Annotated in this window: 22 protein-coding genes; 17 read left to right on the top strand and 5 right to left on the bottom strand. The window is 59.1% G+C overall.

All coding sequences use genetic code 11. The features are described 5' to 3' along the window. The 3 genes from JHL21_RS02005 to JHL21_RS01995 all read left to right on the top strand — a co-directional run bounded on the left by JHL21_RS02005 (nt 1) and on the right by JHL21_RS01995 (nt 3,151). On the top strand, nt 1–981 hold the full coding sequence (locus JHL21_RS02005; protein WP_169196398.1) for an ABC transporter permease: 981 nt from the start codon (nt 1–3) through the stop codon (nt 979–981). An 82-nt stretch (nt 982–1,063) separates the two neighbouring features. Beyond that, the gene (locus JHL21_RS02000; RefSeq protein ID WP_169196399.1) at nt 1,064–1,966 is read left to right on the top strand and encodes a sugar ABC transporter substrate-binding protein; all 903 of its coding nucleotides are present in this window, start codon (nt 1,064–1,066) and stop codon (nt 1,964–1,966) included. 66 nt (nt 1,967–2,032) lie between these two features. Then, nucleotides 2,033–3,151 (top strand): Gfo/Idh/MocA family protein, encoded by a 1,119-nt coding sequence (locus JHL21_RS01995; RefSeq protein ID WP_200211647.1) that lies wholly within the window; start codon nt 2,033–2,035, stop codon nt 3,149–3,151. A gap of 111 nt (nt 3,152–3,262) precedes the next feature. Here the strand turns inward: JHL21_RS01995 and JHL21_RS01990 are convergent, their stop codons facing one another. After that, on the bottom strand, nt 3,263–4,645 hold the full coding sequence (locus JHL21_RS01990; protein WP_200211646.1) for an ADP-ribosylglycohydrolase family protein: 1,383 nt from the start codon (nt 4,643–4,645) through the stop codon (nt 3,263–3,265). 192 nt (nt 4,646–4,837) lie between these two features. On the opposite strand from JHL21_RS01990, the gene JHL21_RS01985 reads away from it, so the two are divergent. The 4 genes from JHL21_RS01985 (at nt 4,838) to JHL21_RS01970 (ending at nt 8,891) form a co-directional block, all read left to right on the top strand. Next, on the top strand, nt 4,838–5,827 hold the full coding sequence (locus JHL21_RS01985; protein ID WP_200211645.1) for a LacI family DNA-binding transcriptional regulator: 990 nt from the start codon (nt 4,838–4,840) through the stop codon (nt 5,825–5,827). A gap of 140 nt (nt 5,828–5,967) precedes the next feature. Then, nucleotides 5,968–7,155, top strand: coding sequence for a Bcr/CflA family efflux MFS transporter (locus JHL21_RS01980; RefSeq protein WP_200211644.1), 1,188 nt, complete (start codon nt 5,968–5,970; stop codon nt 7,153–7,155). A gap of 173 nt (nt 7,156–7,328) precedes the next feature. Next, the gene (locus JHL21_RS01975) at nt 7,329–8,228 is read left to right on the top strand and encodes a S9 family peptidase (protein WP_199531594.1); all 900 of its coding nucleotides are present in this window, start codon (nt 7,329–7,331) and stop codon (nt 8,226–8,228) included. Nucleotides 8,229–8,510: 282 nt separating this feature from the next. Next, nucleotides 8,511–8,891 (top strand): DUF983 domain-containing protein, encoded by a 381-nt coding sequence (locus tag JHL21_RS01970; protein WP_169196408.1) that lies wholly within the window; start codon nt 8,511–8,513, stop codon nt 8,889–8,891. A 59-nt stretch (nt 8,892–8,950) separates the two neighbouring features. Here JHL21_RS01970 and JHL21_RS01965 read toward each other — a convergent pair whose 3' ends face one another. Further along, a complete protein-coding gene (locus JHL21_RS01965) occupies nt 8,951–9,613 on the bottom strand; it encodes a L,D-transpeptidase (protein WP_200211642.1) in 663 nt (220 codons plus the stop codon). Between the two features lie 261 nt (nt 9,614–9,874). Between JHL21_RS01965 and JHL21_RS01960 the strand changes: the two genes are divergently transcribed. Then, nucleotides 9,875–10,321, top strand: a complete 447-nt coding sequence (locus JHL21_RS01960; protein WP_210338824.1) for a hypothetical protein — start codon at nt 9,875–9,877, stop codon at nt 10,319–10,321. 38 nt (nt 10,322–10,359) lie between these two features. Here the strand turns inward: JHL21_RS01960 and JHL21_RS01955 are convergent, their stop codons facing one another. Next, on the bottom strand, nt 10,360–10,761 hold the full coding sequence (locus JHL21_RS01955; protein WP_200211639.1) for a glyoxalase/bleomycin resistance/extradiol dioxygenase family protein: 402 nt from the start codon (nt 10,759–10,761) through the stop codon (nt 10,360–10,362). A gap of 232 nt (nt 10,762–10,993) precedes the next feature. Here JHL21_RS01955 and JHL21_RS01950 point away from each other — a divergent pair, with 232 nt between their 5' ends. The 4 genes from JHL21_RS01950 (at nt 10,994) to JHL21_RS01935 (ending at nt 14,868) form a co-directional block, all read left to right on the top strand. Next, nucleotides 10,994–11,893 carry an alpha/beta fold hydrolase gene (locus tag JHL21_RS01950; RefSeq protein ID WP_200211637.1) on the top strand — a complete coding sequence of 300 codons (900 nt, stop codon included), beginning with the start codon at nt 10,994–10,996 and terminating at the stop codon, nt 11,891–11,893. Between the two features lie 233 nt (nt 11,894–12,126). Continuing rightward, nucleotides 12,127–13,260 carry a serine hydrolase gene (locus JHL21_RS01945; RefSeq protein ID WP_200211635.1) on the top strand — a complete coding sequence of 378 codons (1,134 nt, stop codon included), beginning with the start codon at nt 12,127–12,129 and terminating at the stop codon, nt 13,258–13,260. An 11-nt stretch (nt 13,261–13,271) separates the two neighbouring features. Beyond that, nucleotides 13,272–14,510, top strand: a complete 1,239-nt coding sequence (locus tag JHL21_RS01940; protein WP_200211633.1) for a serine hydrolase — start codon at nt 13,272–13,274, stop codon at nt 14,508–14,510. 205 nt (nt 14,511–14,715) lie between these two features. After that, entirely contained in the window at nt 14,716–14,868 is a 153-nt protein-coding gene (locus JHL21_RS01935; protein ID WP_200211631.1) for a hypothetical protein, read from the top strand. Nucleotides 14,869–15,087: 219 nt separating this feature from the next. Here the strand turns inward: JHL21_RS01935 and JHL21_RS01930 are convergent, their stop codons facing one another. Then, a complete protein-coding gene (locus JHL21_RS01930) occupies nt 15,088–15,759 on the bottom strand; it encodes a hypothetical protein (protein WP_200211629.1) in 672 nt (223 codons plus the stop codon). Between the two features lie 270 nt (nt 15,760–16,029). Then, a complete protein-coding gene (locus tag JHL21_RS01925; RefSeq protein ID WP_200211627.1) occupies nt 16,030–16,218 on the bottom strand; it encodes a hypothetical protein in 189 nt (62 codons plus the stop codon). A gap of 811 nt (nt 16,219–17,029) precedes the next feature. Between JHL21_RS01925 and kdpA the strand changes: the two genes are divergently transcribed. The 5 genes from kdpA to JHL21_RS01900 are packed head-to-tail and all read left to right on the top strand — an operon-like array spanning nt 17,030 to nt 24,783. Continuing rightward, nucleotides 17,030–18,739 (top strand): potassium-transporting ATPase subunit KdpA, encoded by a 1,710-nt coding sequence (gene kdpA / locus JHL21_RS01920; protein WP_200211625.1) that lies wholly within the window; start codon nt 17,030–17,032, stop codon nt 18,737–18,739. Between the two features lie 11 nt (nt 18,740–18,750). After that, on the top strand, nt 18,751–20,814 hold the full coding sequence (gene kdpB, locus JHL21_RS01915; RefSeq protein ID WP_254081897.1) for a potassium-transporting ATPase subunit KdpB: 2,064 nt from the start codon (nt 18,751–18,753) through the stop codon (nt 20,812–20,814). Between the two features lie 12 nt (nt 20,815–20,826). Beyond that, the gene (kdpC, locus tag JHL21_RS01910; RefSeq protein ID WP_200211623.1) at nt 20,827–21,414 is read left to right on the top strand and encodes a potassium-transporting ATPase subunit KdpC; all 588 of its coding nucleotides are present in this window, start codon (nt 20,827–20,829) and stop codon (nt 21,412–21,414) included. Nucleotides 21,415–21,418: 4 nt separating this feature from the next. Continuing rightward, entirely contained in the window at nt 21,419–24,097 is a 2,679-nt protein-coding gene (locus JHL21_RS01905) for a DUF4118 domain-containing protein (RefSeq protein ID WP_367948142.1), read from the top strand. Then, nucleotides 24,094–24,783, top strand: a complete 690-nt coding sequence (locus JHL21_RS01900; RefSeq protein ID WP_200211622.1) for a response regulator — start codon at nt 24,094–24,096, stop codon at nt 24,781–24,783. The genes JHL21_RS01905 and JHL21_RS01900 overlap by 4 nt, the downstream gene beginning before the upstream one ends. Nucleotides 24,784–24,899: the final 116 nt, after the last annotated feature.

The raw sequence follows: 24,899 nt of genomic DNA, 5'->3' as shown, positions 1-24,899 counted from the left end.
ATGTATAACCCCAAGCTCTCCAAATTCCTTGAGTCCTACGGCATTATCATCGTCGTTCTGGTGATGGCCTTTGTGATTGCCTTGTCGCGTCCTGACGTGTTCCTGACACCGCAGAACCTGACCAATATTCTCAAGCAGAACGCGACCTTGGCGCTGTTGGCGCTCGGCATGTTCGTTGTCATCGTTACTGCCGGTATCGACTTGTCGGTCGGTTCAACCATGGCTTTGGGCATGGTCTGTCTGGCGGTTGCCAGTAAGATGGGGCTGCCGTGGCCGGTCGTTATTCTGATTGGGCCGCTCGTTGGGATCGCAGTGGGTCTCGTCAACGGCATTGGCCTGACGTGGCTGAAGCTACCGCACCCGTTCATCATGACGCTCGGCACGCTCAATATCGCTCGCGGTCTGACCTATCTCGCCACCAATGGTGCGCCGGTTTCGGGTCTGCAGCCAGAAGTGCGTTACATCGGGCAGGCCTATTATGACCTTGGCATCTTTGCGCCACCGGCAGGTATCCCGGCCTCGCTCCTTCTGGTTGCGGTCTGTGCTGTGGGCCTGTGGTTCTTCCTCGAGAAGACCAATGTCGGTCGCCATATCTATGCCATTGGCGGCAATCCGCAGGCGGCTCGTGTGTCCGGGGTCAACGTCGACCGCGTCCTGGTCTTGGTCTACGTTATCTCTGGGTTCTTCGCTGGTCTTGGCGGGTTGCTGCTCGCTGGCCGCACAGACTCTGGCTTCCCCAATGCGGGGATCGGCCTTGAACTTGACGCCATTGCGGCGGTTATCATTGGCGGTGCGTCCTTCTTTGGTGGGCGTGGCACGGTGATCGGTGTTCTGGCTGGCGTGTTGATCATGGGGCTTTTGAGGAATGGCCTAAACATCAACAATGTCAGCCCGTTCTGGCAGATGGTTCTTATTGGTGCCGTCATTATCTTCGCGGTCTGGATCGACGTGGTCCGTCGTCGGGCATCGGTTCGCCGTTAGGATTTACCAACAGGTCGGTCCGGTGCACTCCAGCCGGACCGAACCGTAGTTTCAAGTGGAGTGGTTCTTAGGGAGGACCGTGATGAAAGCTGTACTACTCGCTAGCGTTGCTTTCGCAACCATGGCAATCGGCGCACAGGCAGAAACCTATGTGCTCGGTATGAAGGGCCCCGGCGCGGGCAACCCATTCTGGGCCGCTGTTGAAGCCGGTGCCAAGGCGGCCGGTGCTGAGCATGGCGTTGAAGTGATTGTTGTGGCTCCGCCACAGGAATCCGACGTTCAGGCTCAGATCAACCAAATCGAAGACTTGATCGCGCAGAAGGTTGACGGCATTGCGCTGGCTCCAACCGATCCAAATGCTCTGGCCCCAGTTGTGGAGGCAGCTAAGGCTCAGGGCATTCCAGTGGTGTTCGTCGACACCCGTGGCACCAATGAAGGCGTTTCCTTCATTGGCACCAACAACGAAGTCGGCGCAGCACTTGCCGCCAAGTATCTTTGTGACAACCTGCCAAGCGGCGCTGAAGTCGCCATTCTGCAGGGCCTGATCAGCCAGTCGACCGGTCAGGAACGTTACAATGGTGCGAAGGGTGGTCTTGAAGGTTGCGGCCTCAAGATCGTGGCCGAACAGCCAGCAAACTGGGATCGTGCGACCGGTATTTCTGTGACTGAAACCATTCTGGCTGGTAATCCAAACCTTGCTGGTATCTTCGGCTCGAACGACAATATGGCGCTCGGTGCTGTTGAAGCGGTCAAGCAGGCAGCGCTTCTCGACAAGATCACCATCGTTGGTTTTGACGCCAACCCAGACGCTGCCAATGCCATCATCGCTGGTGACATGGAAGCCTCGATTGCTCAGGCACCAACTAATATGGGCAAGTTCGGCATTGAAAGCCTGATCAAGCTCAAGAAGGGCGAGACTGTCGACGCTTGGGTCGATACCGGCACCGTGCTGGTCGATGCGTCCAATGCTGCTGAATACAAGTAAGCGAGCGTAACGAACGAAACGACGGCGCTCTTTATGGGCGCCGTCTGCATGTCTGGGAGTGAGAACATGGCGGGCTTAGGTGTTGGCCTTATCGGCACTGGCTATATGGGGAAGTGCCACGCGCTGGCCTGGAATAGCGTGGCGTCCATATTCGGGGATGTTGAGCGGCCTCGGCTGATCCATCTGGCCGAGTGGAACCGCGAACTGGCCGACGATCAGGCGCATAAGCTTGGGTTTAAACGCGCGACCGGCAATTGGCGGGATCTGTTGCTGGACCCCGAAGTTCAGGTCATCTCCATCACGACGCCCAATGCTCTGCATGCGGAAATGGCGATTGCCGCCCTAGAGGCTGGCAAGCATGTTTGGTGCGAAAAGCCGATGTCGCCAAGTTTTGCTGATGCCGAGCTTATGCTCGCAGCCGCCAAGGCGAGCGGCCGTAAGGCGGTGTTGGGCTATAATTACATCCAAAATCCAATGGTCCGGCACATGGCCAAACTGGTCAAATCCGGCGCGATTGGTCAGGTGCATTCGTTCCGCGTGGAGATGGATGAAGATTTTATGGCGGATGCGAACGCGCCATTCTCATGGCGTAGCGAGGCCAAGTCCGGCTATGGCGTGGTTGATGATTTCGGCGTGCATCCGCTGTCCATTCTCTCGACCATGCTCGAGCCTGTTGATGCGGTTTTTGCCGATCTCGGCAAGCCTTATGCAAGCCGGTTGACGGCGGACGGCACGGCCCGCGATGTCGAGAACTTTGACGTCGCCCATGTCCTCCTCCGCCTTACGGACGGTGTGTCCGGCGCCATTCAACTGTCCCGCGCCGCTTGGGGACGTAAGGGGCGCATTGCCATTCAGCTTTTTGGCTCTGACGGCACGATTGCCTATGACCAGGAGCGGATGAATGAGTTGCAGCTGTTCACGCGCAGCGGCAAACCAGCCGATCAAGGGTTCAGGACCATTTTGGCTGGCCCAGATCATCCACCCTATAATCTATTTGTTCCGGCAGCAGGCCATGGCCTCGGTTTCAACGACCTCAAGGCGATCGAGGCGCACGAGCTCATCCGCACGATCAAGAGCGGGCAGGGGCATGTGATTGATTTTGCCAAGGGGCTGGAGATTGAGCGCGCTATCCATGCCATGGCCAAAAGCCATTCTGATGGTCGCTGGGTGCGGCTGAAAGACTAGCCACTAGAGGTTGCAAGGCCCTCGGGGGAAGGGCCTTGCGTTTATACGCCTCTTGCGGGGCGTAATTGGGGGCAGAGCACGGCAGTGGGGCACCGCCATGCTCTGCGCTCGTCACGCCTTCTGCGCGCCCTCAATTGTCTGGGCAACGAGGTCTGCGAACGCGATTTTAGCCGGTCGGCGCATGTAGGTGACGATATCGTCGGCAATCAGCGGCTTGTACCAGCTCTCAGCGATCACGCCGCTGCGCTTCTGGATGCCGATGACACACAGGATCTGAGCGGCATTGCAGTCGACGTCGTGACCAATGCCGCAGATGATTTCGAGGGTCTTGTCGAAGTCGCCTTCACCAAACCACAGCGCCACGACCTGAGCGGCAGCGTTGGGGTAGACGTGGATCCAGTTGTATTCGACGTATTCTTCATCGCACTTGGCCCAAGCCGAGCGCCAATCTGGCGAGGTTTCGCAAGCGTTGCGCGCGAAAGCCAGAACGGCACCGTATTCGGTTTCGGTGGAGATGAGATCGATGGTCGAGTTCAGCAGCTCACGCGTGTCGGTGAGCGTGTAAGCGCGGGCCGCGAGAACGGCGTTGAACACTTCGCCCAAAATGCCGTTACCGGCTGCTGAGATTTCAGCGTCCATATAAGCAAGACGCGCAGCTTCCCGTGCCTCGCCGGGAGCGACCATGCCGCAAATGGTGCCGCGCATCTGGCCGCCGATCCATTCGTCGAACGGGTTGTCGAGCGAACCGGAGACGGGCGGGAGAATACCGCGACGGATATTGTTGAGCGCGATGGCTTCAGCCGACCAGCCGAGCGGGATCATGCCGGTCCAACGGGCGGCGATGTCTTCACCCGTCACGGCCGAACCCTTTTCGCGATAGGCTTCGAGGAAGGCGATCTCGAAGGTGATGTCGTCGTTATAGGTGTTGGGTTCGCGCGGGTAGCTGGTAATCGGGCCGAACACTTCGGCAATGTTATCAGCAGTGTAGCCTTCGAGCGCGGTGCCGGCAGCGGCGCCAACGAGCTGGCCGAGCCAAGCGGCGCGGGTCTGATCGGCAAAGTCTTTGCTGGTGGTGTCGACGGCTTCGTCAGCTGGCCAAGTTACGGCCGCGTCGAACTCTTCCCAAGACTTGTAGCGCAGGGTCTTTTGCGACTTGTGTTCTGGATCGGGCTTGGCGGCCTGCATGATGGCGCGCAGGCGCATGTCGATCATGTAGAGGTTTTCGTAGTCGCCAGCGGCAACGGCATCGAGACCTTGCTGGAGCAAGTCAGCGTAAGGCGCGAGGATGTAGCCCTTGTTTTCAAGCGACTGCAGCGCGCCAGCCATCAGGCTTTCTGGGGCTGCGGAGCCCGGAACATTGCTGGACCAAAAGAGCTTGAGGTTGAAGTCCGTCCCGGCCATGACATCGGTCGCGTCCCAGGTCTGTTCTTCAGCGGTCCGCACGACAGGCTTGGTGTCGCGCAGTAGATCTCGGGTGAGTTCCCAAGCTTTCATAGCAATAGTCCTTCGTCACGCTGCGGAAGCCGGAGCGCTCGCAAACCGCCTGATGAGCGGCGTTTAATCGTGTAAACTTTTAAAGGCATTTTTCTGCGGGCGTCAAGATGGAGCGGGCAGGGACTAGTATTTCCTTGGCGGCGGCGGAGATTTCAGCAATGAAGGGGCGGATGAACGGGGGATTTGATCGGAATGATTAAAGGGCGCGGTCCGACCATCAAAGACGTCGCAAGAGCTGCGGGCGTATCGTCCGCTACAGTCTCTTACGTGTTGAACGATCTTAATAAAGTCTCGTCCGAGGTGGATAAGTTGGTCCGCAGGGTCGCGGCCGAACTGGGCTATACGCGCAACAATGCTGCGCGTGCGCTCAAGACCGGACGCAACAATACCATCGGCTGTATCCTGCCGAGCCTGACCAGCCCGATATTCCCTGAGATAGCTCAGGCGGTGCAACGACGCGCTGAAGCACACGGCTTTGCGACCGTCGTTGTTGATTCCGGTACGGAGGTTGAGCGCGAGGAGCATCTGATCCAGACGCTGATCAACCATGGAGTCGACGGGGCCGTCGCCCTCCTTCATCCCGGCTTCGATATGGACGGCATTGAACACTTTCCCCTCGTTGCATTGGACTCGCCTCATCTTGGCCTAGACAGCATTATGTCCGACCATTTCGTTGGCGGACGACTGGCGGCAGAACACCTCATCGCCTTGGGCCATAAACGCGTTGGCTATTTGCGGGGCCAGCAGGAGCTGTTCTCCTCGGACAGTCGGCGAGAGGGTTTCTTCGCAACTGCCAAAGGGCGGCTGGACATTGTATGGGAGCACGGGGTCGAGCTCATTCCCCAGCTGCCAGAAAGCGCCATAGAGGCCATTGGTCGGCGCGCCGTTACGGCCATCGCTTGCGTGAATGATTTGGTTGCGATTGCAGCCCTGAGTGCATTGAAAACATTCGGACTTCGTGTTCCTCAGGATGTCTCTGTCATCGGCTTTGACGATATGCAGATGAGCAGTTGGCCGCTGATTGACCTCTCTACCGTGCGTCAGCCACTGGATAGACTGGGCGAGGGGGCTGTCGATCTGCTCATCCAACGCATTAAGGCGCCGGGGATCAGCCGCGAAGACCGTGTTGTGCCGGTGTCGCTGGTGCCGCGCGGTTCAAGCGGGCCGTGGTCGGGCGAATAGACGAGCCATGCGAGCTGTCTCTCACATGATGAACAGAGTTGGCGATTTTTGTCGTGCTGCATAGGTTAAGCTGAGATGGAAGGAACTGGGCTGAGGCTCCGTTTCGACTCCCATCTCCGGCTGGCAAAGGCGGTTTCCCAATGACGACAGAAGTTCGCGCGCCGCGCGTCATAACCCTGATTTTGCTGGCTGCACTTGCTGTCTTGCCGTTGAATTTCATTGTCCCGTCGCTCTCGGCCTTGGCGAGGGAGTTCGAGGTTGATTACGGCGTTATCGGCCTGGCGCTGGCTGGTTATGCTGGTGTGTCGGCGTGTTTGCAGCTGGTGCTTGGGCCACTGTCCGATCGCTTTGGTCGACGCCCGGTCATTCTCGCTGCCCTCGCGGTTTTTCTTGTCGCCACACTCGGCGCGGCGTTGGCGCAAGACGCGACCAGTTTTCTCGCTTTTCGCATGGTGCAGGCGGTGATTGCGCCGGTTTACGCGGTGTCTCTGGCCTCAATTCGCGATGTGCATACGCGCGAAGAGGCCGCGAGCAAGATTGGCTATATCGCGACTGTCTGGGGCATTGCCCCTTTGCTCGGGCCCAGCATCAGTGGTGTCATAGATCAAGTGTTCGGTTGGCGCGTCGGTTTCGCGCTGTTGGCTGTGTTGGCGGTTCTGGTGCTGGTTCTGTGCTGGTCTGATTTCCGCGAAACCAACTATAAGCGGTCGACCTCTGTGCTGTCGCAAATGCGGGCCTATCCGGAGTTGCTGTCGTCGCAGAAGTTCTGGGCCTATGCGCTTTGCATGTCTTTCTCCATGGGCGGGTTTTATGCGTTTCTGGCTGGCGCGCCTCTGGCCGCACACGCGCTCTATAACGTTTCGCCCGCAACCCTCGGCCTGCTCTTGGGCACAATCACAGTCGGCTTCATGCTGGGAAGCTTTTTTGCCGGGCGTTTGTCGGGCAAGCTTGAGCTATCGCGATTGCTTCTGCTCGGGCGGCTTTTGGCCATCGGCGGGCTCTTGGGCGGGCTGCTCGTGGTGTGGGCAGGAGCCGACCATGTGTTGATGCTTTTTGTGCCGTGCATGTTTGTTGGCTTTGCCAATGGCTTTACGCAGCCGAGCGCCAACGCTGGGGCGATTTCGGTCAAGCCGCAGCTGATCGGTAGTGCCGCGGGACTTGCCAGCGCGATTTCCGTGGGTGGGGCGGCCGTTATCTCAGGATTGGTCGGCGTGATCATTACGCCCGAGAACGCGCGTTATTCCCTACTCCTGATCATGCTCGCCACGGCAGTCGCTGCGCTTGTCGCGGCCCTCGTGGCGATCCGCGCAGAGCGGAAAGCGGCATAGGCCTCGCGGCGACTGGTTTGCCCGCAACTCGGGAGACCAATAGCGGGACAGGTTTTGGATCGTCGCGTGAGACCTATGGTCTTGGCGCTCGGTGATTATACGCAAAGGAAGGAGTTTGAACTTTCTCAAAAGTATGATTGTTTGACGCTTAGGTTTTGGGCTTGGAGGGGACCATGACGAAGACACGCGCTCGGCTTGCTGAGCTCATTCGCTGGCAGGTTCCCGAAGCGGCAGTCATTGATAGCCTCGAAACGCGGCGTGACGGCTATGTTCTTGAAGTTCTAACGCTTCAAATCGGCGAGGAGCAGGTGCGGGGGCTGCTGACCAGGCCGCTTGACCATGTCGGGCGCGGGCCAGCGATCCTTTATGCGCATTCGCATGGCGGTAATTATGATATTGGCGCTGAAGAGTTGATCCGGGGGCGGGAGTATTTGCTCGATGGGCCCGGGCCTGCCTTGGCGAAAGCGGGCTATGTCACCCTATGCATCGACATGCCGTGCTTTGGTCGACGTAACACCGTTACTGAAGCGAGCGCGTCTAAGGCATTGCTTTGGTATGGGAAATCGCTTCTCGGCAAAATGCTCAATGAAGAAGCTGCCGCATTGAGCTATCTCGCCAGCCGAGACGATGTTGATCCCGGTCGCATCGGTGCGCTGGGCATGTCCATGGGGTCAACGCTGAGCTATTTTCATGCCGCCTTGGACGAGCGCATTGCCGTGGTGGCGCATCTCTGTTGCTTTGCCAATCAGAGGGAGATGATCGCCTCCGGGGCGCATGACGGTCACGGCATCTATATGGTCGTGCCGGGCTTGCTGGAAGAGTTCGACGCCGGACAGGTGGCAGCTTTAATCGCGCCACGTCCGCAAATGGTGTGCATCGGTGAAGACGATAGCCTGACGCCGCCAGATGCGTTTAAGGCTGCTTGGTTGGAGCTTGAAGCAGCCTATCTGGGTAAGCCAGAAGCGCTCGACCTGCTGATAGAGCCGGGTGTTGGCCATATGGAAACGCCCCAGATGCGGGACAGTGTTTTATGGTTTTTCGAGCGCTATTTGAAAGCCGCTGAGTCGGCTTGAGTGGGTCGAAACTGGCCGGATTGACCCATGGTTGGCGGGACCGGCACGGTAGGTACGGCCTTCCCAAGGGGTAAGGTCAAGAGTGTGGAACCCATATGCGTGTTTCTCCCTTAAGGCACCGCGCAAGCGTGAAAATTGTTCCGTGGCCGATTGGGTTGGGATTTGGCTAATTTAGTCGCCTGATGCGTAAATTTTGGTCAGGGTGATACAAATCGCCACTTTGACCCAGACGGTATGCGGACCTAGCCCTAGAGGGCCGCAATCCGAAAGAGGGGAAGGCAGATGCAAGAGCCCGTCTCTAACCAGAAGCGCGTATGGCCAGCGATGAAGCGTGGCCTTAAGTGCAAGTGCCCAAATTGTGGGAAGGGATGGCTATTCCATCACTATCTCGAACAGGTGGATGTCTGCGCCAACTGCAATGAACCAATCGGTGAGTTTAAGGCCGGGCTGTTTACGAGCCTCGTGGTCATCACGCTTATCGTTCATGTTGTCGCTGTGTTGATGCTGGACATGGAACTGCGGGGGGCGAATGACCCGATGTTCTATCTCTACATTTTGGTGCCGGTGACGCTTTTCGGCTCGCTCGCTGTGATGCCGCCCATCAAAGGGGCGATCATTGGCATGATGTGGGCTAAAGGTTGGAGCGACGAGCAGGACCGCTGAGGCCCCATCGTCGATAGACTGCTAAAAGGCCCCCGCAGGGGCCTTTTGTGTTTTGGCGACTAGGCCTTGAGCACCACAACCTTGGTGCCGACCGGGGTTTTGTCGAACAGATGCTTGGCGTCTTGCGTGAGAAGGCCAACGCAGCCGCTAGTGATGTTCTTGCCGATCGTCTCCGGCATGATGGTGCTGTAGATGGTGTAGAGCGTGTAGCGGCCATCCTGATACAGATAGAGCACTCGTGCCCCGAGTGGGTTGTCGAGACCGGGGGCCATCCCGCCCGCATATTTTGCCACTTCAGGTTGGCGGGCAATCATCTCGCGGGGCGGCGTCCAGACCGGCCATTCGGCCTTGCGGCCGATATAAGCGTCGCCATTCCAGAGGAAGCCTGCGCGGCCAACATTGGCGCCGTAGCGCGTGGCCATGCCATTCCCCTCGATGCGATAGACATAGAATTTGCCCGGGTCGACGATGATCGTTCCGGGCGCCTCATTGGATTTATAGGCGACCGTGCGGCGCAAATACCGTGGGTCGACCTTGTTCAGATTGACGGCCGGGACCGGGAAACGTTCTTTGGGCAGAGGACCATAGGCGAGCAGAGCTTCCTCGTGAGACATGCCGCCGCCCATGCTCGTGCACCCGGCCAGCGTCAGTGCCGCTAAAGACGCTGCGCCAAACAGAACATGGCGACGATTAAGTCCGATATTGGATTGTACTTCGGTCATATGAGACTCGTCCTCAAGCCAAGCTTGTCCTTTGATGAGAAGGAGAGTGTTCTGCTCTCGAACTCTTGGCAAGTGCTCTGGAATTATTTGATCAGCGTGAGAGGCGCCCTGTGCGACTGGGTCATCACCTTTTGTTGGCTCGCGAAAATTGAAAGAGAATTTTAGCGGTTTTGGTGGCCAGTGAACCTGTCGATCACTCACTGGTTTGCCATGCGTATTTTTGCTGCCGCAGTTCTTTCTTTGGCTTTCACCGGGCCGCTCATGGCCGATGAACTTTGGCGCTATGAGGGCGGTGCGACGCCCATTGCGTGGTTTGAGACAGACAAGGCCCAGTTTCAGTTTGCGTGTCGCGGCGGAACGCTCACCATGGCCTTTTGGGTGAAGTCACCGGACAAAGCTGTGGTGGGCGCAAGTTCGATTAGCGTGGCGATTACCCCGGACGCGGCTTCTGGAAGCCGGGTGTCATCTGGGGGTGGAACAAGCTTTGCGCAGGATATGCCGCTGGTGCATCTGGACGGGAGTTCGGTGATCGTGCGAGGCCCCGTGGCGCGGCAGTGGGCGCGCATTGCGCAACAGGCGCGGGACAGTATGCGGGTTGCCTTTGTGCGGACGAAAGGCGGCGGGGCCTTTGATCAGCTTGATACGCATGTGTTTGGTGCGCGTGGCTCCAAGACGATGATCGGAAAAGTCTTGGAGACATGCGGCTGAGGTTCGGCAGGGGTTGGCCTAAAGGCTCGCGGCGCGCACTACGAGTCTGCGGTCTCTTGGCCGATGGCCCAGGTGACGCCGAAGGGATCTTTTAGCTGGCCGTAGATATCGCCCCAGAATTGCTTTTCGAGCGGCTGGCCAACTGTGCATCCTGCGGCCAAGGCGCGGTCCCACCACATCTGAGCGTTGTCGACGTGAATGTGGAGGTTGAAGGCCTGCGGCGGGACGGCAGGATAGCCGTAGTCGGGAAAGAAGTCGCTGAGGAAGATCGGCGTTCCGTTGATGTCGATGTGGGCATGCATGATCAGCTTGCCGTCTTCGCTTGGCAGGGCGTGGCGCTCTATAGCGCCAAAGGCGGCCTTGTAGAACTCGATCGCTTTTCGTGCGCCATCGACGCTGAGGTAGGGCGTGACGCCCCCAAATTTGCTCGCGGTATCCATCGTAGTGTCCTCCTTGGCGAGCAGCCTATGCCTCTGTTTGGGGCATAGCAATATTGCGTGGCGTGCCAAGGGCTCAGAGCAAAACACGTGAACATGCGCCGATGAGCCAAAGTCCCAATCTCCGTTTGGAAACAGAGCGCGAGATGCAAATCGGCCGTAAGCTGTACCGGCAGTGCTAAATGCTCGTGTGTCTGATACCGATGGAGGGAATTGGCATCGGGAGCGGTCTGGTATGCGTTTGGGATATGTCGCTGGCCTGTTGGCCCTGATACCGTTTTCGACTGCTTCTGCCGAGATTGACATCGAACAGCGCATTTTTGAGGTTGCGGACGGCCGTAAGCTTTATATGGAGTGTGCCGGCGTTGGGGAACCTGCGGTCCTGCTTATTGGCGGTCTGCGGGCTGGTGCGGATTATTGGAACCGAAACGCAGAGGGCGAGGCTTCGGTGTTCCGGCGGGTGGCGCAGTTCACGCGCGTGTGCAGCTATGAGCGCCCCGGCACGGTGTGGGGAAACAACCAGTTCAGCCGGTCTGACGCAATTGTCCAGCCCACGACACAGGCACCAGCAGTGTCGGATCTGCGCGACCTGATCACCGCTTCGGGCGAGACGGGGCCCTATGTGCTTGCGGCTCACTCTTATGGCGGGTTCATCGCGCGGAGCTTTGCCGGTCTCTATCCGGAAGATGTGGTTGGCCTTGTGCTGGTCGATGCCCTGTCCGAGGGGTTTGAAGCTGCGTTGAGCGAAGAACAGTTCGCGGCCTGGAAGGCCACGACCGCAGTGCCGGACGAGGATATCGCGCTCTATCCAGGGATCGAGAGACTGGATTTTGACGCGGTCATGCAGCAGATGCGAGAGTCAGCTCCCCTGACGGAAATGCCCCTCGTCGTGTTGTCGGCGGACCGCCGATATGGGGCTGAATGGGAGGGGATGATCGAGAGCGGGGCCCTGCCGCCGGACACTCCTGTCGATCTCGGCTATGCCATTGATGCTGCCCAGCAAGCGTCCCAATCGTTTCAAGCTAATCTGCTGGACGGAGCAAAGCACATCACTGAGACCCACAGTGGGCACGACATTCCGCACGAGAATACAGGTTTAGTCGTCGAGACGATCCGCGGAATCGTCGCGAAGTAGCGCGGTTTTTGTAATGAAAGTGGCCAAATATTAACTGCAATCCTCGTGGATCTGGTCATTTTCGATGAAAAACGAGGCTGGGGTAGAGCCGCTATTGCGGAAGATGATCGAATAACGAATAGTTCACAATATATTGGTGAGGCGGTCATTCTGACCATCCCATTGTTTTATTTCTGCGATTTTTGAGTTGGCTACAGTCACTCAATTCGAAAGATTTTTGGGGTGGAGAAAATATGTCCGAACCTATTTTGAGGCTTGGTGTTGCTTCGCTTGCAATCCTAGCGTTGACGAGTGCGGTGCACGCGCAAGACGCCGTCGCTCAGACTGCGGCGCTTGAGAAAGCTATCCTGCCAGTCATCACCGAGCAGATGCAGGAAATGGGTATTCCGGGCCTTGTTGCGATCGTCCAAAGTCCAAGCCTTGGGTATTACGCTGTGGCCGCAGGTGTCGCAGACCGGGAGGTCGGCACGGCGATGACGCTGGATCACCATTTTCGGGTCGGCAGTATCACCAAGACCATGACGGCAACCCTCGTGCTGCAACTGGCGCAGGAGGGCAAGTTCGACCTTGATGACAAGCTGTCCCAATTCTTCCCCGATATGGAAACCAATGACGCGACGGTGCGCCAGGCGCTGAACATGACGGCGGGAATTGCCAATTATTCCACCGTGGCCTTCCTCGACGCATTGGCCGACAGTCCCGACCGCGTCTGGACGCCGAATGATCTGGTTGATGTCGTAAAGGGCGTGCCGGCCGATTTCCCTGCGGGCGAGGGCTGGCACTATTCCAACACCAATTATGTGTTGCTGGGCCTGCTTGCCGAAAAGTTCGGCGGAGCGTCGCTGGCAACGCTGACACAGGAGCGCCTGTTCGACCCGCTCAAGATGGACGGTTGCTCGTTTGCTGCTGCCGACGATGCGACGATCCCGGCGCCGTTCAGCCACGGCTATCAATACGGGACCAAGTGGGAGGATCCCACCCCGCCTGCGCCGCTGCCAGAGCTGGTCGACGTCACCCATTTCAACCCATCCTGGGGTTATGCGGCGGGTGACGCCATCTGCACGGCGGCCGACATGGTGATTTGGGCGGATGCGCTTGTTGACGGCACTTTGCTGAGCGCAGAGATGCAGGCTGAGCGGATGGAGTTCGTGACGCTTGGCGCCATGCCCTATGGGCTTGGCATCGCCCGGCTGAACTCGCTTGTCGGGCACCACGCTCATATGAGCGGGTTCCAGTCCCAAGCCACGCGCCGCACCGCAGACGACACAGTCATCGTCGTGGTGACCAATATTACTCAGGCGCCCGATATGGAGCTGCCGGCGACCAAGATCGCCGAACTCATCCAACGTGCTATTCCGGCACAGTGAGACCCCATACCATGATCAAGACACCCATGCTTGGCAGCACAGCTTTTGCCCTGGCGACACTCGTGATCTCGACCGGTGCGCTTGCACAGGCGCAAGAGAAGTTTTCCGGGATCGCCACCGGAACTCTCTCCGAAACGGCGGCACTGGTGGAAGAGGCTGCGGCAGCCCATTTCGACAATCACAAGCTGATGTCGCTGCTGGTGGAGTTGCGGGTCGATGGCGCGGTGATCTCATCCGTCGTCATGGGCGAAGCCATGCCGGGTGTTCCGTTGATGCGGGATGGGCGCTTCCGCAATGGCGGCGTGGCTATGATGTATATTTCGGCGACCCTACTGCGCATGACCGAAGAGGGCATAATCGGCCTCGACGACCCGATCAGCAAATGGGCTCCGGAATTGCCGCGCGCCGACATCACCACGCCGCGCATGCTGGCGCGGATGACCGGCGCCTATCCCGACCATGTGGCGGACAGCCAGTTCATCGCCGACTTTGTCGCCGATCCGTTCCGCTCTTATACGCATGATGAAATCATCGCCTATAGCGAGCGCACGCCCAACCCGTTCACGCCGGGTGAAAACTGGGACTATACCCATGCGGGCTATTTTGCCCTCGGCGAAGTCATGGCGCGGGCAGGCGGCAAACCGCTTGATCAGCTCATTGCCCAATATGTGCTGGAGCCACTGCAGCTGACCGGCACGAGCAATAGTTTTACCGCCTCGATCCCCGAGCCGACGATCCATGCCTTCTCTTTCGATCGCGGTATTTGGGAAGACGCGACCTATTGGCATCCCTCCTGGACACTGCCGCCCGGATCGGTGGAAACCACGACCATCAGCGATGTGGCAGCCAGCTTTGAGGCGACCATCGGGCAGGGGACACTGCTCGCACCTGCCTCGCGCGACGCGATGATTTCGCCATTTGAGAAGGGCTTTGGCGCGCCGCTTGATGCCTGCCGCAGCTGCCACGAGCTGCAGCCCCGGTTCAATTATGGCTTCGGCGTCTATCTGCAGGACGACTGGGTTTACCAGACGCCCCTTTTCGGAGGTTATTTCTCGACCGTCGCAACCCTGCCCAAAGAGCGCAATGGCGGCCACAGCGTCACGATTGCCGTCGCGGCGACAGCGACGCAGGCGACTTATGATGATTGGACGCTCACCTTGCCGAACTGGTCCAACCAGTTGGCCACCGAACTGGGGGCATTGCTGGTGCCGGATAACCCGCCGCCACCGTTCAGCGCGCCGACGCTTTAGCTAGGGCGGCATTGCGAGCAAGAGCGCTCACTTGGTCTCGCGCCACGAACAGAGGGCACGCGGAAAACAGCAACGCACTCGGGTTTTGGATTGCCCGATCCGATGGCGCGGAATTGGGATGAATGTTACTTGCGCTTGGTCTTAATGCTCGTCATCACGGCTACGTGCTTCGCAGGGCCGAGAGGTCGGCGCTGCGGCGGCAATGGTGAGCGCCCCTTTAGCTCTCGGTAATGACGTCGCGGCTCAAATTTCTTATTTCAAGGCGGTTTCCGCAGGTGCTTACACTGTGCCAACCGGGGCAGGGATCGGCGTTGAACCGCGTGACGAGCTGCTCAATTACGTGGTCCGCAAGCTCTAGCAGGCAATAGGACCAAGCTATTCTCGTCGCTGTCATCCAACGATGAGCGGCGAGGATTTTTCGCGAGCCTACTCGTGGACCAAGATTGTACTGGTTTGCGTTGTTAGAGGTTGAGTAGAAAGGGCGCCGGCCCTAACGCAATTGAACGGGTCGTGCCTCGGCCCAAAAGTCGTGGTGGGTGTCATTCTGTTGGAGCTGGACCTTGTGAGCGTGCGAGCTTTAACCCGGCAGCAAACTGCCTGTCGTGATCACCCGCATATCCAGCGCCTGCATGAGCTCTTCCTCCGCCGTGACCTCGCGGCCAAGGCCCAGCCGAGCGGCAATCTCGCGCCAGCTTCTGTTTTCCAGCGCCTTGCGCCCCCCATAGGTCTGCCCCGGTTCGGGCACATCCGTGGCATAGCCATAGGCATAGTCTACAGCGATCGTGCCGCCGACGGTCACGCCGATATCGGCGCCGATATAAATCGGCGTCCTGAAATCCCCTCCGACAAGTAGCGCCGAATCCTCTCGCCCGGCATAAACCCAATCCCCGACGATCAGGTCGCCGGTCACAATGATGATGCTGGCCCATTCATTGATCAGGGTCTTGCAGCGCACATCGCCAAAGACAATCAGGGTCGCATTGCCATCTGCACCGTCCCCGCCTTGCGTAGACACCAGCCCGTCGACAGTAAGATGCCCATCCACGGCTGTGATCAGACACGGAGGCCGAAAATCACCGTCCACAAGCATGTCGCCCGCCTGATGGCCTGCAGCGATGTCGGCCAGCGGCATGCCCGCCGGGGTAAGCTCGAAGCGCCCAATATAGTCGCCAAGACCTTCCGGTAGCATTGCGGTTCGTCGCGCAACTTCAGCAAGCCATTCTTCCGCCGAAACAGTTTTCAACGCCACCATAATGCTCCTGCCTGAAACCTGTGGAACGGTCGCCACCAAAAGCGGCTTTTTAGCGGCTGGTTTTGGGCTTAGGGTTTTGTCGGGATATTCTGGAGCCTTCTCATCGAAGGTGCGGCAAGCCTAGCCGAAAGGCCGCCAACCTGCGCACAATCGCGTATGAGCTAAGCCCGATTTCCACGCCTGACGCGCCGGTCTCCCATCGACGCCATTTCGGACGTTGAAAAGGTTGATGTGACCGCTTCAAAGCGGACACAACAAGCACGTGCGCTATTTTAGTGTAATGCCATTTTTTCGGCGGATGAAGATGTCGGCAACTGCCGCCAGCACTGAAATAACTGCGATAACTGCGAGCACTGATACATTGAAAATGCCCGCGCCCATGGCACTCATTCCTGCGGCAAACAGAAGTATAAAACAGGCTGTAGCCGCGATCAAAGCATGCCGAAACTCTGCCATCACCCACCCCTTGCGACCCGCTAGGCTAACAGGTCAGAACCAACGAGCAAACAGTACGGCCCCCACTGGTTAATGGCTTACACTTCCGTAGCCGCTTCGCGCTTATCTGGTTCCAAAGCCGCCGTTCCGCTACCCACCCCATTTGTGCCATCCATCCCTGCGTGATGGCGGTTTTGGGGGGTGTTGAAGGGCATCTGATGTCCGAAATGGGGCGTTAGCTGTCAAAATGGTTGACGGTACTCGAGCAGGGGCCGCAGCATTGATGCCGCGAGATTTGAGATCGGGTTGAGATCGGGTTGAGATCGGGTTGAGATCGGGTTGAGATCGGTTTGTGTGGGCTGGTCCGCTCTTGGGAACTGGCTATTGCGGCACCACCGTCTGAATGAGGGGCAGTAAGCAGACGGTCGGGTAGGGGTGCTGGCTTCGGCGTGAAATGCCAAGGAGCCAAAACCTGACTGAGCGAGGGATAAGCGCTATCTCCCTAGAGGCCCATAGACGCAGGCGCTTCTGGTCACTCCCGCGTTCTAAAAATTTATGCAGGCTTTATGCGGATCGCGCGGTTCCACATGGAATTTTTACGCGACAATAATCGAATGTGCGGGCCTCTCAACGGAGGACGTACGCATGTTGGACATCATCTATCTGGCGCTTGGGGTGGGGTTTTTCGTCCTCACATTCGCCCTCGCGCGGCTTTTGTCGCGGGTGTAGCGCCATGCTGACCTGGCTTTGGGGGCTCGGTGCCCTCGCGATCGCCGTCTACATGGTCATCGCCCTGTTTCGGCCCGACAAACTTTAGCGGAAACTTTTCAAAATGAACTGGCAAGGCTGGGCGGAAATCGCCCTGACCCTTGGTCTCGCCCTCGCTTTGGGCTGGCCACTGGGTATTTTCATGTCGCGCGTCTGGAATAGGGAAAGCACCTGGCTTGATCCGGTGCTGAAACCCGTTGAGCGCGTGTTCTATGCGGCCTCCGGCATCGACCCTAACAAGTCGCAGGGCTGGCTCGGCTATGGCGCGTCGCTAATCGCCTTCAATCTCTTCGGCTTTGTCCTGCTCTACGCCATGCTGCGCCTGCAGGGCATTTTGCCCTTCAATCCGCAGGGGTTTTCGGGCGTCTCACCGGACCTGGCGTTCAACACGGCGGTGAGCTTTGTGACCAATACCAATTGGCAGAGCTATGGTGGGGAAACCACTATGAGCCACTTTACCCAGATGGTTGGCCTGACGACGCAGAATTTTGTTTCTGCAGCGACGGGTGCCGCAATCGCAGCTGCGCTAGCGCGGGCATTTATCGGCAATCGCGAGACCGGGCTGGGTAATTTCTGGGCCGACCTAGTGCGGACGACTCTCTATGTGCTGCTACCGCTATCGATTGTTCTCGCAGTGGCCCTGATCGGCCTTGGCGTGGTCCAGAACTTTGCCGCCACACTATCGGCGACAACGCTCGACGGCGCGAGCCAGACCATTTCAGTGGCCCCTACCGCGAGCCTGTTGGCCATAAAGCAGTTGGGCATCAATGGCGGCGGTATCTTCAACGCCAATTCGGCCCATCCTTTCGAAAACCCCACCCCGTTGACCAATCTCATGACCGCTGTGGCGATCAATACGTTGGGCTGGGCAGCATTCTTTGCCTTTGGGCGCTCGGCTTTTGCGCGCAAGGACATTCGGGCTCTGGCGACTGCGGCCATTCTGATCCTCGGTGCAGGCGGCGCTGCGATCTATACCGCTGAAGCCCAGCCCGCTCCGGCTCTCGCGGCGGCAGGGATCGAAAACCCAGCGAACATGGAAGGGAAAGAGACCCGTTTCGGCATTGCTGGCACTGCCGCGTGGGCCGCGCAGACGACAGGGGCTTCCAATGGCTCGGTCAATGGCATGCATGACAGTTTGATGCCGCTTGGCGGTGGAATGGCGATGCTGTTGATGATGCTGGGAGAGATCCTGCCTGGCGGCATTGGTTCGGGCATTGCCATCATGGTGGTCATGGCCATGCTGTCTGTGTTCGTGGCGGGTCTCATGGTTGGGCGCACGCCAGAATATCTGGGTAAGAAGATTGAGGCGCGTGAGATCCAGTTTGCCATGGTGGCCCTGCTGGTCGCGCCGCTCTCGACGCTGGGCTTTTCGGCGCTCACCGTGGTTTGGCCGGGTGGGCTCTCCAGCCTCTTCAACCCCGGCGCGCATGGCCTCAGCGAACTGCTCTATGCCTTCACGTCAGCCACGGCCAATAACGGCTCAGCTTTTGGCGGCATCTCGGCCAATGTGCCTTGGTGGAACACCACACTTGGCCTCGCCATGCTCCTTGGTCGCTTCATTCCGATCGTTGCTGTGCTCGCCATTGCTGGGAGCATTGTCGCCAAGCCGAAACTGGCCCCGAGCACTGGCACTCTGCCGACGACGGGCGCGCTGTTCATTGGCCTGCTCGTCGGGGTCATCATCATTCTCGGTGCGCTGCAGTATTTCCCGGCGCTCGCCCTTGGCCCGATCGTAGAGCACTTCCAAGTGCTTGAAGCGGTCGCGGCAAACTAAGGTCTCGTCACATGTCTACGATGGAATTTGGAACTGAAGGCAAAGGACACACCCGGCTTGCCGGTGGTCTCAATGCCGCGACGCTGGCCCGTGCATTGGGCGACGCCTTTATGAAACTCGACCCCCGAAAACTTTTTGGCAATCCGGTGATCCTTGCTACTGAACTCGTCGCGGTTCTTGCGACAGTTTCGGCTGCGATTGCGATCGGTAGCGGGACCAATGGCGGTTTTGCCGTCGCCATTGCCGTGTGGCTTTGGGCAACCGTGCTCTTTGCCAACTTTGCTGAGAGCATTGCCGAGGGGCGGGGCAAAGCCGCCGCCGACTCCCTGCGGGCAACGCGCACGACAACCAAGGCCAAGCTGATCGTCGATGAAAAGCAGGGCCTTGTGGTGCCGACGCCGGCCCATGAACTGGGCCTAGGCCAGATTATTCTGGTCGAAGCAGGCGACGTCATTCCGGTCGATGGGGAAATCATTGAAGGGGTGGCCTCGGTCAACGAAGCGGCGATTACGGGGGAAAGCGCCCCCGTCATCCGCGAGTCTGGTGGCGACCGTTCTGCCGTTACGGGCGGAACGACGGTGGTCTCGGACTGGATCAAGGTGCGGGTGACGGCGCGCCCCGGCTCGACCTTCCTCGATCGGATGATCGCCATGGTGGAAGGCGCTGATCGGCGCAAAACACCCAATGAAATTGCACTGGCGGTGTTGCTGGCGGGACTGACACTGATCTTTCTGATCGCCGTCGTCACGCTTCTGGCTTTTGCCGGCTACACAGGCATCGATCTTGATCCTGTTGTGCTTGGCGCGCTCTTTGTCTGCCTGATCCCCACTACAATTGGCGGCCTGCTGTCGGCTGTCGGTATCGCCGGCATGGATCGGCTGCTCAAGGTCAATGTGCTGGCGACGTCCGGTCGCGCTGTGGAGGCAGCTGGTGACGTTGATACGCTGCTTCTCGACAAGACCGGCACGATCACGTTCGGCAATCGCATGGCGACCGAAGTCATTCCGGCTCCGGGGATCAGGGAAGATTTGGCGTTACGGGCTGCGGTCATGACCTCGCTCGGAGATGAGACGCCTGAGGGCCGTTCGATCATCGAACTGGCGCGCAACAAGGGCATCAGCCTTGACGCGCCTGCTGACGGTAAGATCATTCCGTTCACGGCGTCGACCCGCCTATCGGGCATTGATACGGACGGCAAACTCTGGCGCAAGGGGGCGGTCGACGCGATCTTGAAGCTGACGGGCAAGAGCGATACCGACGCTCCAGCCCAATTCCGCCAGGTGGTGGATCGGATCGCGCGCAGTGGTGGCACGCCGCTCGCCATTGCCGAAGGGAAGACGCTGATCGGCGTCATTCATCTCAAGGATGTGGTCAAACCCGGCGTTGCCGCGCGTTTTGCCGATCTTCGGAAGATGGGCCTGCGCACGGTGATGATTACTGGCGACAACCCAGTAACGGCTGCGGCCATAGCGGCAGAGGCCGGTGTTGACGATTTCCTCGCGGAGGCGACGCCCGAGGACAAGCTGCGCCTCATCCGCGAGGAACAGGGGAAGGGGCGTCTCGTTGCCATGTGTGGCGATGGCGCCAATGACGCCCCCGCTCTTGCTCAGGCCGACGTGGGTGTGGCCATGCAGACTGGGGCACAGGCGGCCCGTGAAGCGGGCAATATGGTTGATCTCGATAGCGATCCGACCAAGGTCATCGAGATTGTTCAAGTCGGCAAGCAGATGCTCATCACGCGTGGTGCACTGACGACCTTCTCCATTGCCAATGACGTCGCGAAGTATTTTGCCATCATTCCGGCGCTGTTTGTCGTGGTGTTGCCCGAACTGCAGGCGCTCAATGTCATGGGGCTGACCAGTCCGGAAAGCGCGATCCTGTCAGCGGTCATTTTCAACGCCCTGATCATTGTCGCTCTCATTCCGCTTGCCCTGCGCGGCGTCAAATACCGCGCCATTGGGGCCGGTGCGCTGCTGTCGCGCAACTTGGGCATCTATGGGCTCGGAGGTCTTATCGCCCCCTTTATCGGCATCAAGATCATCGACATTGCCATCACCGCACTCGGGTTCGCATAAGGAGCAACCACAATGCTGAACCAAGCAAGACCAGCTATAGCCTCTATGCTGTTGTTCTCGGCCATTCTCGGGGGGGCCTATCCGGCCCTCGTCACGGCGGCGGGCGGGGCGCTGTTCCCCCAGCAGGCCGAGGGCTCACTCGTGAGAAACTCGGAGGGGGTAGTCGTCGGCTCAAAACTCATCGGGCAGGTGACGACAGGGCCAGGCTATCTTTGGCCACGGCCTTCGGCGGCTGGCGATGGCTACAACGCCGCTGGCTCCTCCGGGTCCAATCTTGGCCCACTCAATCCCGTCCTTATCGAGCGGGTCGCGGCTGAAGTCGCTGCAATTCGGTCCTACGCGCCGGTTGGGGCGATCCCGCCGGACGCGGTGACCACATCTGGTTCGGGGCTTGATCCCGAAATAACGCCGGAATTTGCGGCACTGCAAGTGGATCGCATTGCGGCAGCGCGCGGTATAGAACCGTCTGAGGTGGAGGCCGTTGTCGCCGAGAATACGGCGGCACCCATCTTAGGATTTATCGGCCAAACGCGCGTGAATGTGTTGATGACCAATCTGGCGCTGGACAGCGCCTATCCGCTCCAACCTGCTGCAGAGTAACGACGTGCAAGACATCCGGCGTCCCGATCCCGAAGCACTCCTCGCTGAAACGCAGAAGGCGCATCGGGGCAAGCTCAAGGTTTTTCTGGGCATGGCGCCGGGTGTCGGCAAGACCTACGAAATGCTGCGGCAGGCGCGACGACGCAAGATGGACGGGCTCGATGTTGTTGTCGGGCTCGTCGAGACGCATGGGCGCAAGGAAACCGAGAGCCTGCTGCGGGGCATGGACGTGCTGCCGCGGAGGCCCATCGAAAATCGCGGGCGGACGCAGCTCGAATTCGATATCGACGCGGCGCTGTCGCGAAAACCCGAGCTGCTGATCGTCGATGAATATGCTCACACCAATGCCTCGGGTTCGCGGCATCCAAAGCGCTGGCAGGACGTCGAGGAATTGCTGGTTGCTGGGATAGACGTGTGGACGACCCTCAATGTTCAGCACCTCGAAAGTCTCGTCGACGTCGTGCTCAAAATCACAGGGGTGCGGCAGCGTGAGACCGTCCCGGACGGCGCGCTATCGCGGGCCGATGATATCGAGGTCATTGATATTACCCCGGCCGAACTGCGTGAACGCATGGCGGCGGGGAAAGTCTACGTGCCCGAGACGGCGCGGCTGGCCGCTGACAATTTCTTCAAGCCCGAGAACTTAACGGCGCTGCGCGAATTGGCACTGAGGCGCGCGGCACAGACCGTGGACGATCAACTCAACGCCGCCATGCGGGTGAAGGGACTTGAGGGGCCATGGGCCGCGGGAGACCGCATTCTGGTGCTGGTGGCCGATGATGGTATGGCGAGCGCGCTGGTGCGCCAAGGGCGGCGGCTGTCAGACACAATGAAAGATGCGCCTTGGATCGTGGCACATATTACGCGGGGAGGGGCGGAGAATGGGGACGCAGGGACCAGCTCCAAGCTGATGGACGCGCTCAAGCTTTCGGAGCAGCTGGGCGCGACCACAGTGGTGCTGAATGGCGCTGATCTGGTGGCTGCGGCGCTTGCCTATGCGGGCCAGAACAACGTAACACAGATTGTCATTGGCAAAGGACGGGACAGCCGTTTGCGGGAAATGTTCGGTCTGTCGCTGGCGGCCGAATTGCTGCGAGCGGCGCGGGGTGTGTCCATTCACGTGGTCACTGAACCGGGAGAAACTGAGCTGCTTCCGCGTCGAGCTTGGCTGCAATTAGTGAAGCGGGGCTGGGCACCATATGCCATTGGGCTGGGCTATGTCGGCGTGGCAACCGCGCTGGCCTATGTGTTGGATCTGCAGTTTGAGCGGGCCGATCTGGGCATGGTTTTTCTGGCCGCTATTTTGGCGGCGGCGGTTGTGCATGGACTGGCGCCGGGCTTGGTGGCGGCGGCGTGCGCCTTTGCCATCTACAATGTGCTGTTTTTGAGCCCGCGCTATAGCTTTGCTATTGGGTCCCCAACCGATCTGCTGACGCTGATGGTCTTTCTCGCGGTGGCGCTGGCGACGGGTGTTCTGGCTGGCCGCTCTCGGGACAGGGCGCGCGACGCCCAACGGCGGGCGAGCGATGTGACCTCGCTGTTGGTGGCGACACGGGCGTTTTCGCGCGCGCCGACCAAGGCTGAGGCCGCGAGGGCGCTCGCCGAGCAGACGACAGCGGCGACTGGCGCGAAGTCGATCGTGCTGCTGCCCGAAAATGGAGAACTGGTGGCTGTCGCTGGTGCGCCGGAAGCGCAAGAGTTGGGGGCGGGGGCCATGGCAGCGGCCCGTTGGACGTGGGAGCGGGGGGAACCGGCAGGGTATAACACGGGCACGCTGCCGCAAAGCAATTGGTCGTTCCGACCGCTACGTGGGGTGCAGAACCGGACGGGCGTGGTTGGCATTGAGCGCGTGGCGACGGTGCCGGGTTCGGATCAGGAAAAGCTGCTGACGGCACTGGCTGATGGCGGCGGCATTGCAATCGAACGGGCGGAGTTTGCAATGCATGCGGTGGAAGCTGAGACGCTGCGGCGGGCGGATCGCTTCCGGACGGCGCTGCTCAATTCGGTGAGCCATGATTTGCGGACGCCTTTGTCCACCGTGTTGGGATCGTCTTCGACGCTACTTGAGTTGGGTGACAAGCTAGCGCCAGCCGTCAAACAGGACTTGCTTCTATCCATCCGCGAGGAGGCAGAGCGGCTCAATCATTATATCCGTAATTTACTGGACATGACCCGGCTCGAAGGGGGCGGGGTGACACTGCGGCTTGAGGATAGTGACATTGAGACAGTGCTGCGCGCCGCGACGGCCCGGTTGAGCCGCAGGCTGGGCGAGCACTCGATTACCTATGATTTCCCGGCAGAACTGCCCAAGGTCACTATTGATCCGGGGCTGTTGGAACAGGCGATCGTCAACATCCTTGAAAATGCGATTGCATACTCGCCCGACAATACCGAAATCAGCATTGCCGCTTATGAGGACCGCAAGAAGATCATCGTTAGTATCGAGGATGAGGGCAAGGGCATTCCCACCGACGAGCTTGAGCGCGTGTTCGACAAGTTCCGGCGGCTCGAGGAACCAACGGATCGCAGCAAGGGCGTAGGGTTGGGACTATCAATTTCAAAAGGTTTCATTGAGGCTATGGGCGGATCAATCGTCGCCGCGAGTCCCATCCATGGCGAGAAGGGAACGCGCATGTTGATCGCCCTCAAAAAGTCTGCAGCCGACATCTGGAAAAGCAAGTGACACAAGCGCTCGCACGTATTCTGGTTATCGACGATGAGCCGCAGATCCATCGCTTTCTTGGACCAGCGCTGGAAGCAGTAGGCTACCACCACCGTCGTGCTGACAACGGTGCGCAGGGGCTGCGGGAAATTGCCCAATGGAGCCCAGATGTGGTGATCCTTGACCTTGGCCTGCCGGATATGGACGGTAAAGATGTGCTGACGCGGGCACGGATCTTTTACGAGGGGCCCATTCTGATCTTGTCGGCGCGCGACAAGGAAGGCGAGAAGATCGAAGCCTTGGACAGTGGCGCCAACGACTATATCGAAAAGCCCTTCGGCATTGGCGAGTTGCTGGCGCGTATTAAAGTGGCGCTGCGCCCGAAGACAATTGTGCAGTCGCCAGCATCAATCGTGCGTTTCGGAGACGTCGAGGTGGATCTCGATATGCGCTACGTGACGCGCAGTGGCGCACCGGTGCATCTGGCACCCAAAGAATATGCTCTGCTCACACGACTGATTTCAGGCAATGGCAAGGTGCTTGCCCACAAGGAACTACTGGTGGCCGTCTGGGGCATCGCGCATACGGAAGATACGCAGTATCTGCGTGTCGCCATCGGCCAACTGCGTCAGAAGCTGGAGGCCGAACCCGCCGCGCCAGTCTACATCGTCACTGAACCGGGCATAGGTTATCGGCTCAGACGGTGACACGACAGATTTTGTCTGGTCTTCGGTGGTTTAAGAGGCCACGCCAAAGCCTGAAATGTGAGGCGTGAACCGCCCCATTTCGGTCATCCGGCATGGGCTTGATGCACCATAGGCTT

Origin of the sequence: Devosia sp. WQ 349K1 (genome assembly GCF_016595685.1) — a bacterium.
Classification (GTDB): domain Bacteria; phylum Pseudomonadota; class Alphaproteobacteria; order Rhizobiales; family Devosiaceae; genus Devosia.
Note: the sequence above shows the minus strand (reverse complement) of the source record. Positions and strands in the feature narration are given on the sequence as shown.

Bases quoted from the DNA above. Each gene is read 5' to 3' on its own strand.
- JHL21_RS02005 (WP_169196398.1), top strand. From the start codon at position 1: ATGTATAACCCCAAGCTCTCCAAATTCCTTGAGTCCTACGGCATTATC.
- JHL21_RS02000 (WP_169196399.1), top strand. From the start codon at position 1,064: ATGAAAGCTGTACTACTCGCTAGCGTTGCTTTCGCAACCATGGCAATC.
- JHL21_RS01995 (WP_200211647.1), top strand. From the start codon at position 2,033: ATGGCGGGCTTAGGTGTTGGCCTTATCGGCACTGGCTATATGGGGAAG.
- JHL21_RS01990 (WP_200211646.1), bottom strand. From the start codon at position 4,645: ATGAAAGCTTGGGAACTCACCCGAGATCTACTGCGCGACACCAAGCCT.
- JHL21_RS01985 (WP_200211645.1), top strand. From the start codon at position 4,838: ATGATTAAAGGGCGCGGTCCGACCATCAAAGACGTCGCAAGAGCTGCG.
- JHL21_RS01980 (WP_200211644.1), top strand. From the start codon at position 5,968: ATGACGACAGAAGTTCGCGCGCCGCGCGTCATAACCCTGATTTTGCTG.
- JHL21_RS01975 (WP_199531594.1), top strand. From the start codon at position 7,329: ATGACGAAGACACGCGCTCGGCTTGCTGAGCTCATTCGCTGGCAGGTT.
- JHL21_RS01970 (WP_169196408.1), top strand. From the start codon at position 8,511: ATGCAAGAGCCCGTCTCTAACCAGAAGCGCGTATGGCCAGCGATGAAG.
- JHL21_RS01965 (WP_200211642.1), bottom strand. From the start codon at position 9,613: ATGACCGAAGTACAATCCAATATCGGACTTAATCGTCGCCATGTTCTG.
- JHL21_RS01960 (WP_210338824.1), top strand. From the start codon at position 9,875: ATGGCCGATGAACTTTGGCGCTATGAGGGCGGTGCGACGCCCATTGCG.
- JHL21_RS01955 (WP_200211639.1), bottom strand. From the start codon at position 10,761: ATGGATACCGCGAGCAAATTTGGGGGCGTCACGCCCTACCTCAGCGTC.
- JHL21_RS01950 (WP_200211637.1), top strand. From the start codon at position 10,994: ATGCGTTTGGGATATGTCGCTGGCCTGTTGGCCCTGATACCGTTTTCG.
- JHL21_RS01945 (WP_200211635.1), top strand. From the start codon at position 12,127: ATGTCCGAACCTATTTTGAGGCTTGGTGTTGCTTCGCTTGCAATCCTA.
- JHL21_RS01940 (WP_200211633.1), top strand. From the start codon at position 13,272: ATGATCAAGACACCCATGCTTGGCAGCACAGCTTTTGCCCTGGCGACA.
- JHL21_RS01925 (WP_200211627.1), bottom strand. From the start codon at position 16,218: ATGGCAGAGTTTCGGCATGCTTTGATCGCGGCTACAGCCTGTTTTATA.
- kdpA (WP_200211625.1), top strand. From the start codon at position 17,030: ATGAACTGGCAAGGCTGGGCGGAAATCGCCCTGACCCTTGGTCTCGCC.
- kdpB (WP_254081897.1), top strand. From the start codon at position 18,751: ATGTCTACGATGGAATTTGGAACTGAAGGCAAAGGACACACCCGGCTT.
- kdpC (WP_200211623.1), top strand. From the start codon at position 20,827: ATGCTGAACCAAGCAAGACCAGCTATAGCCTCTATGCTGTTGTTCTCG.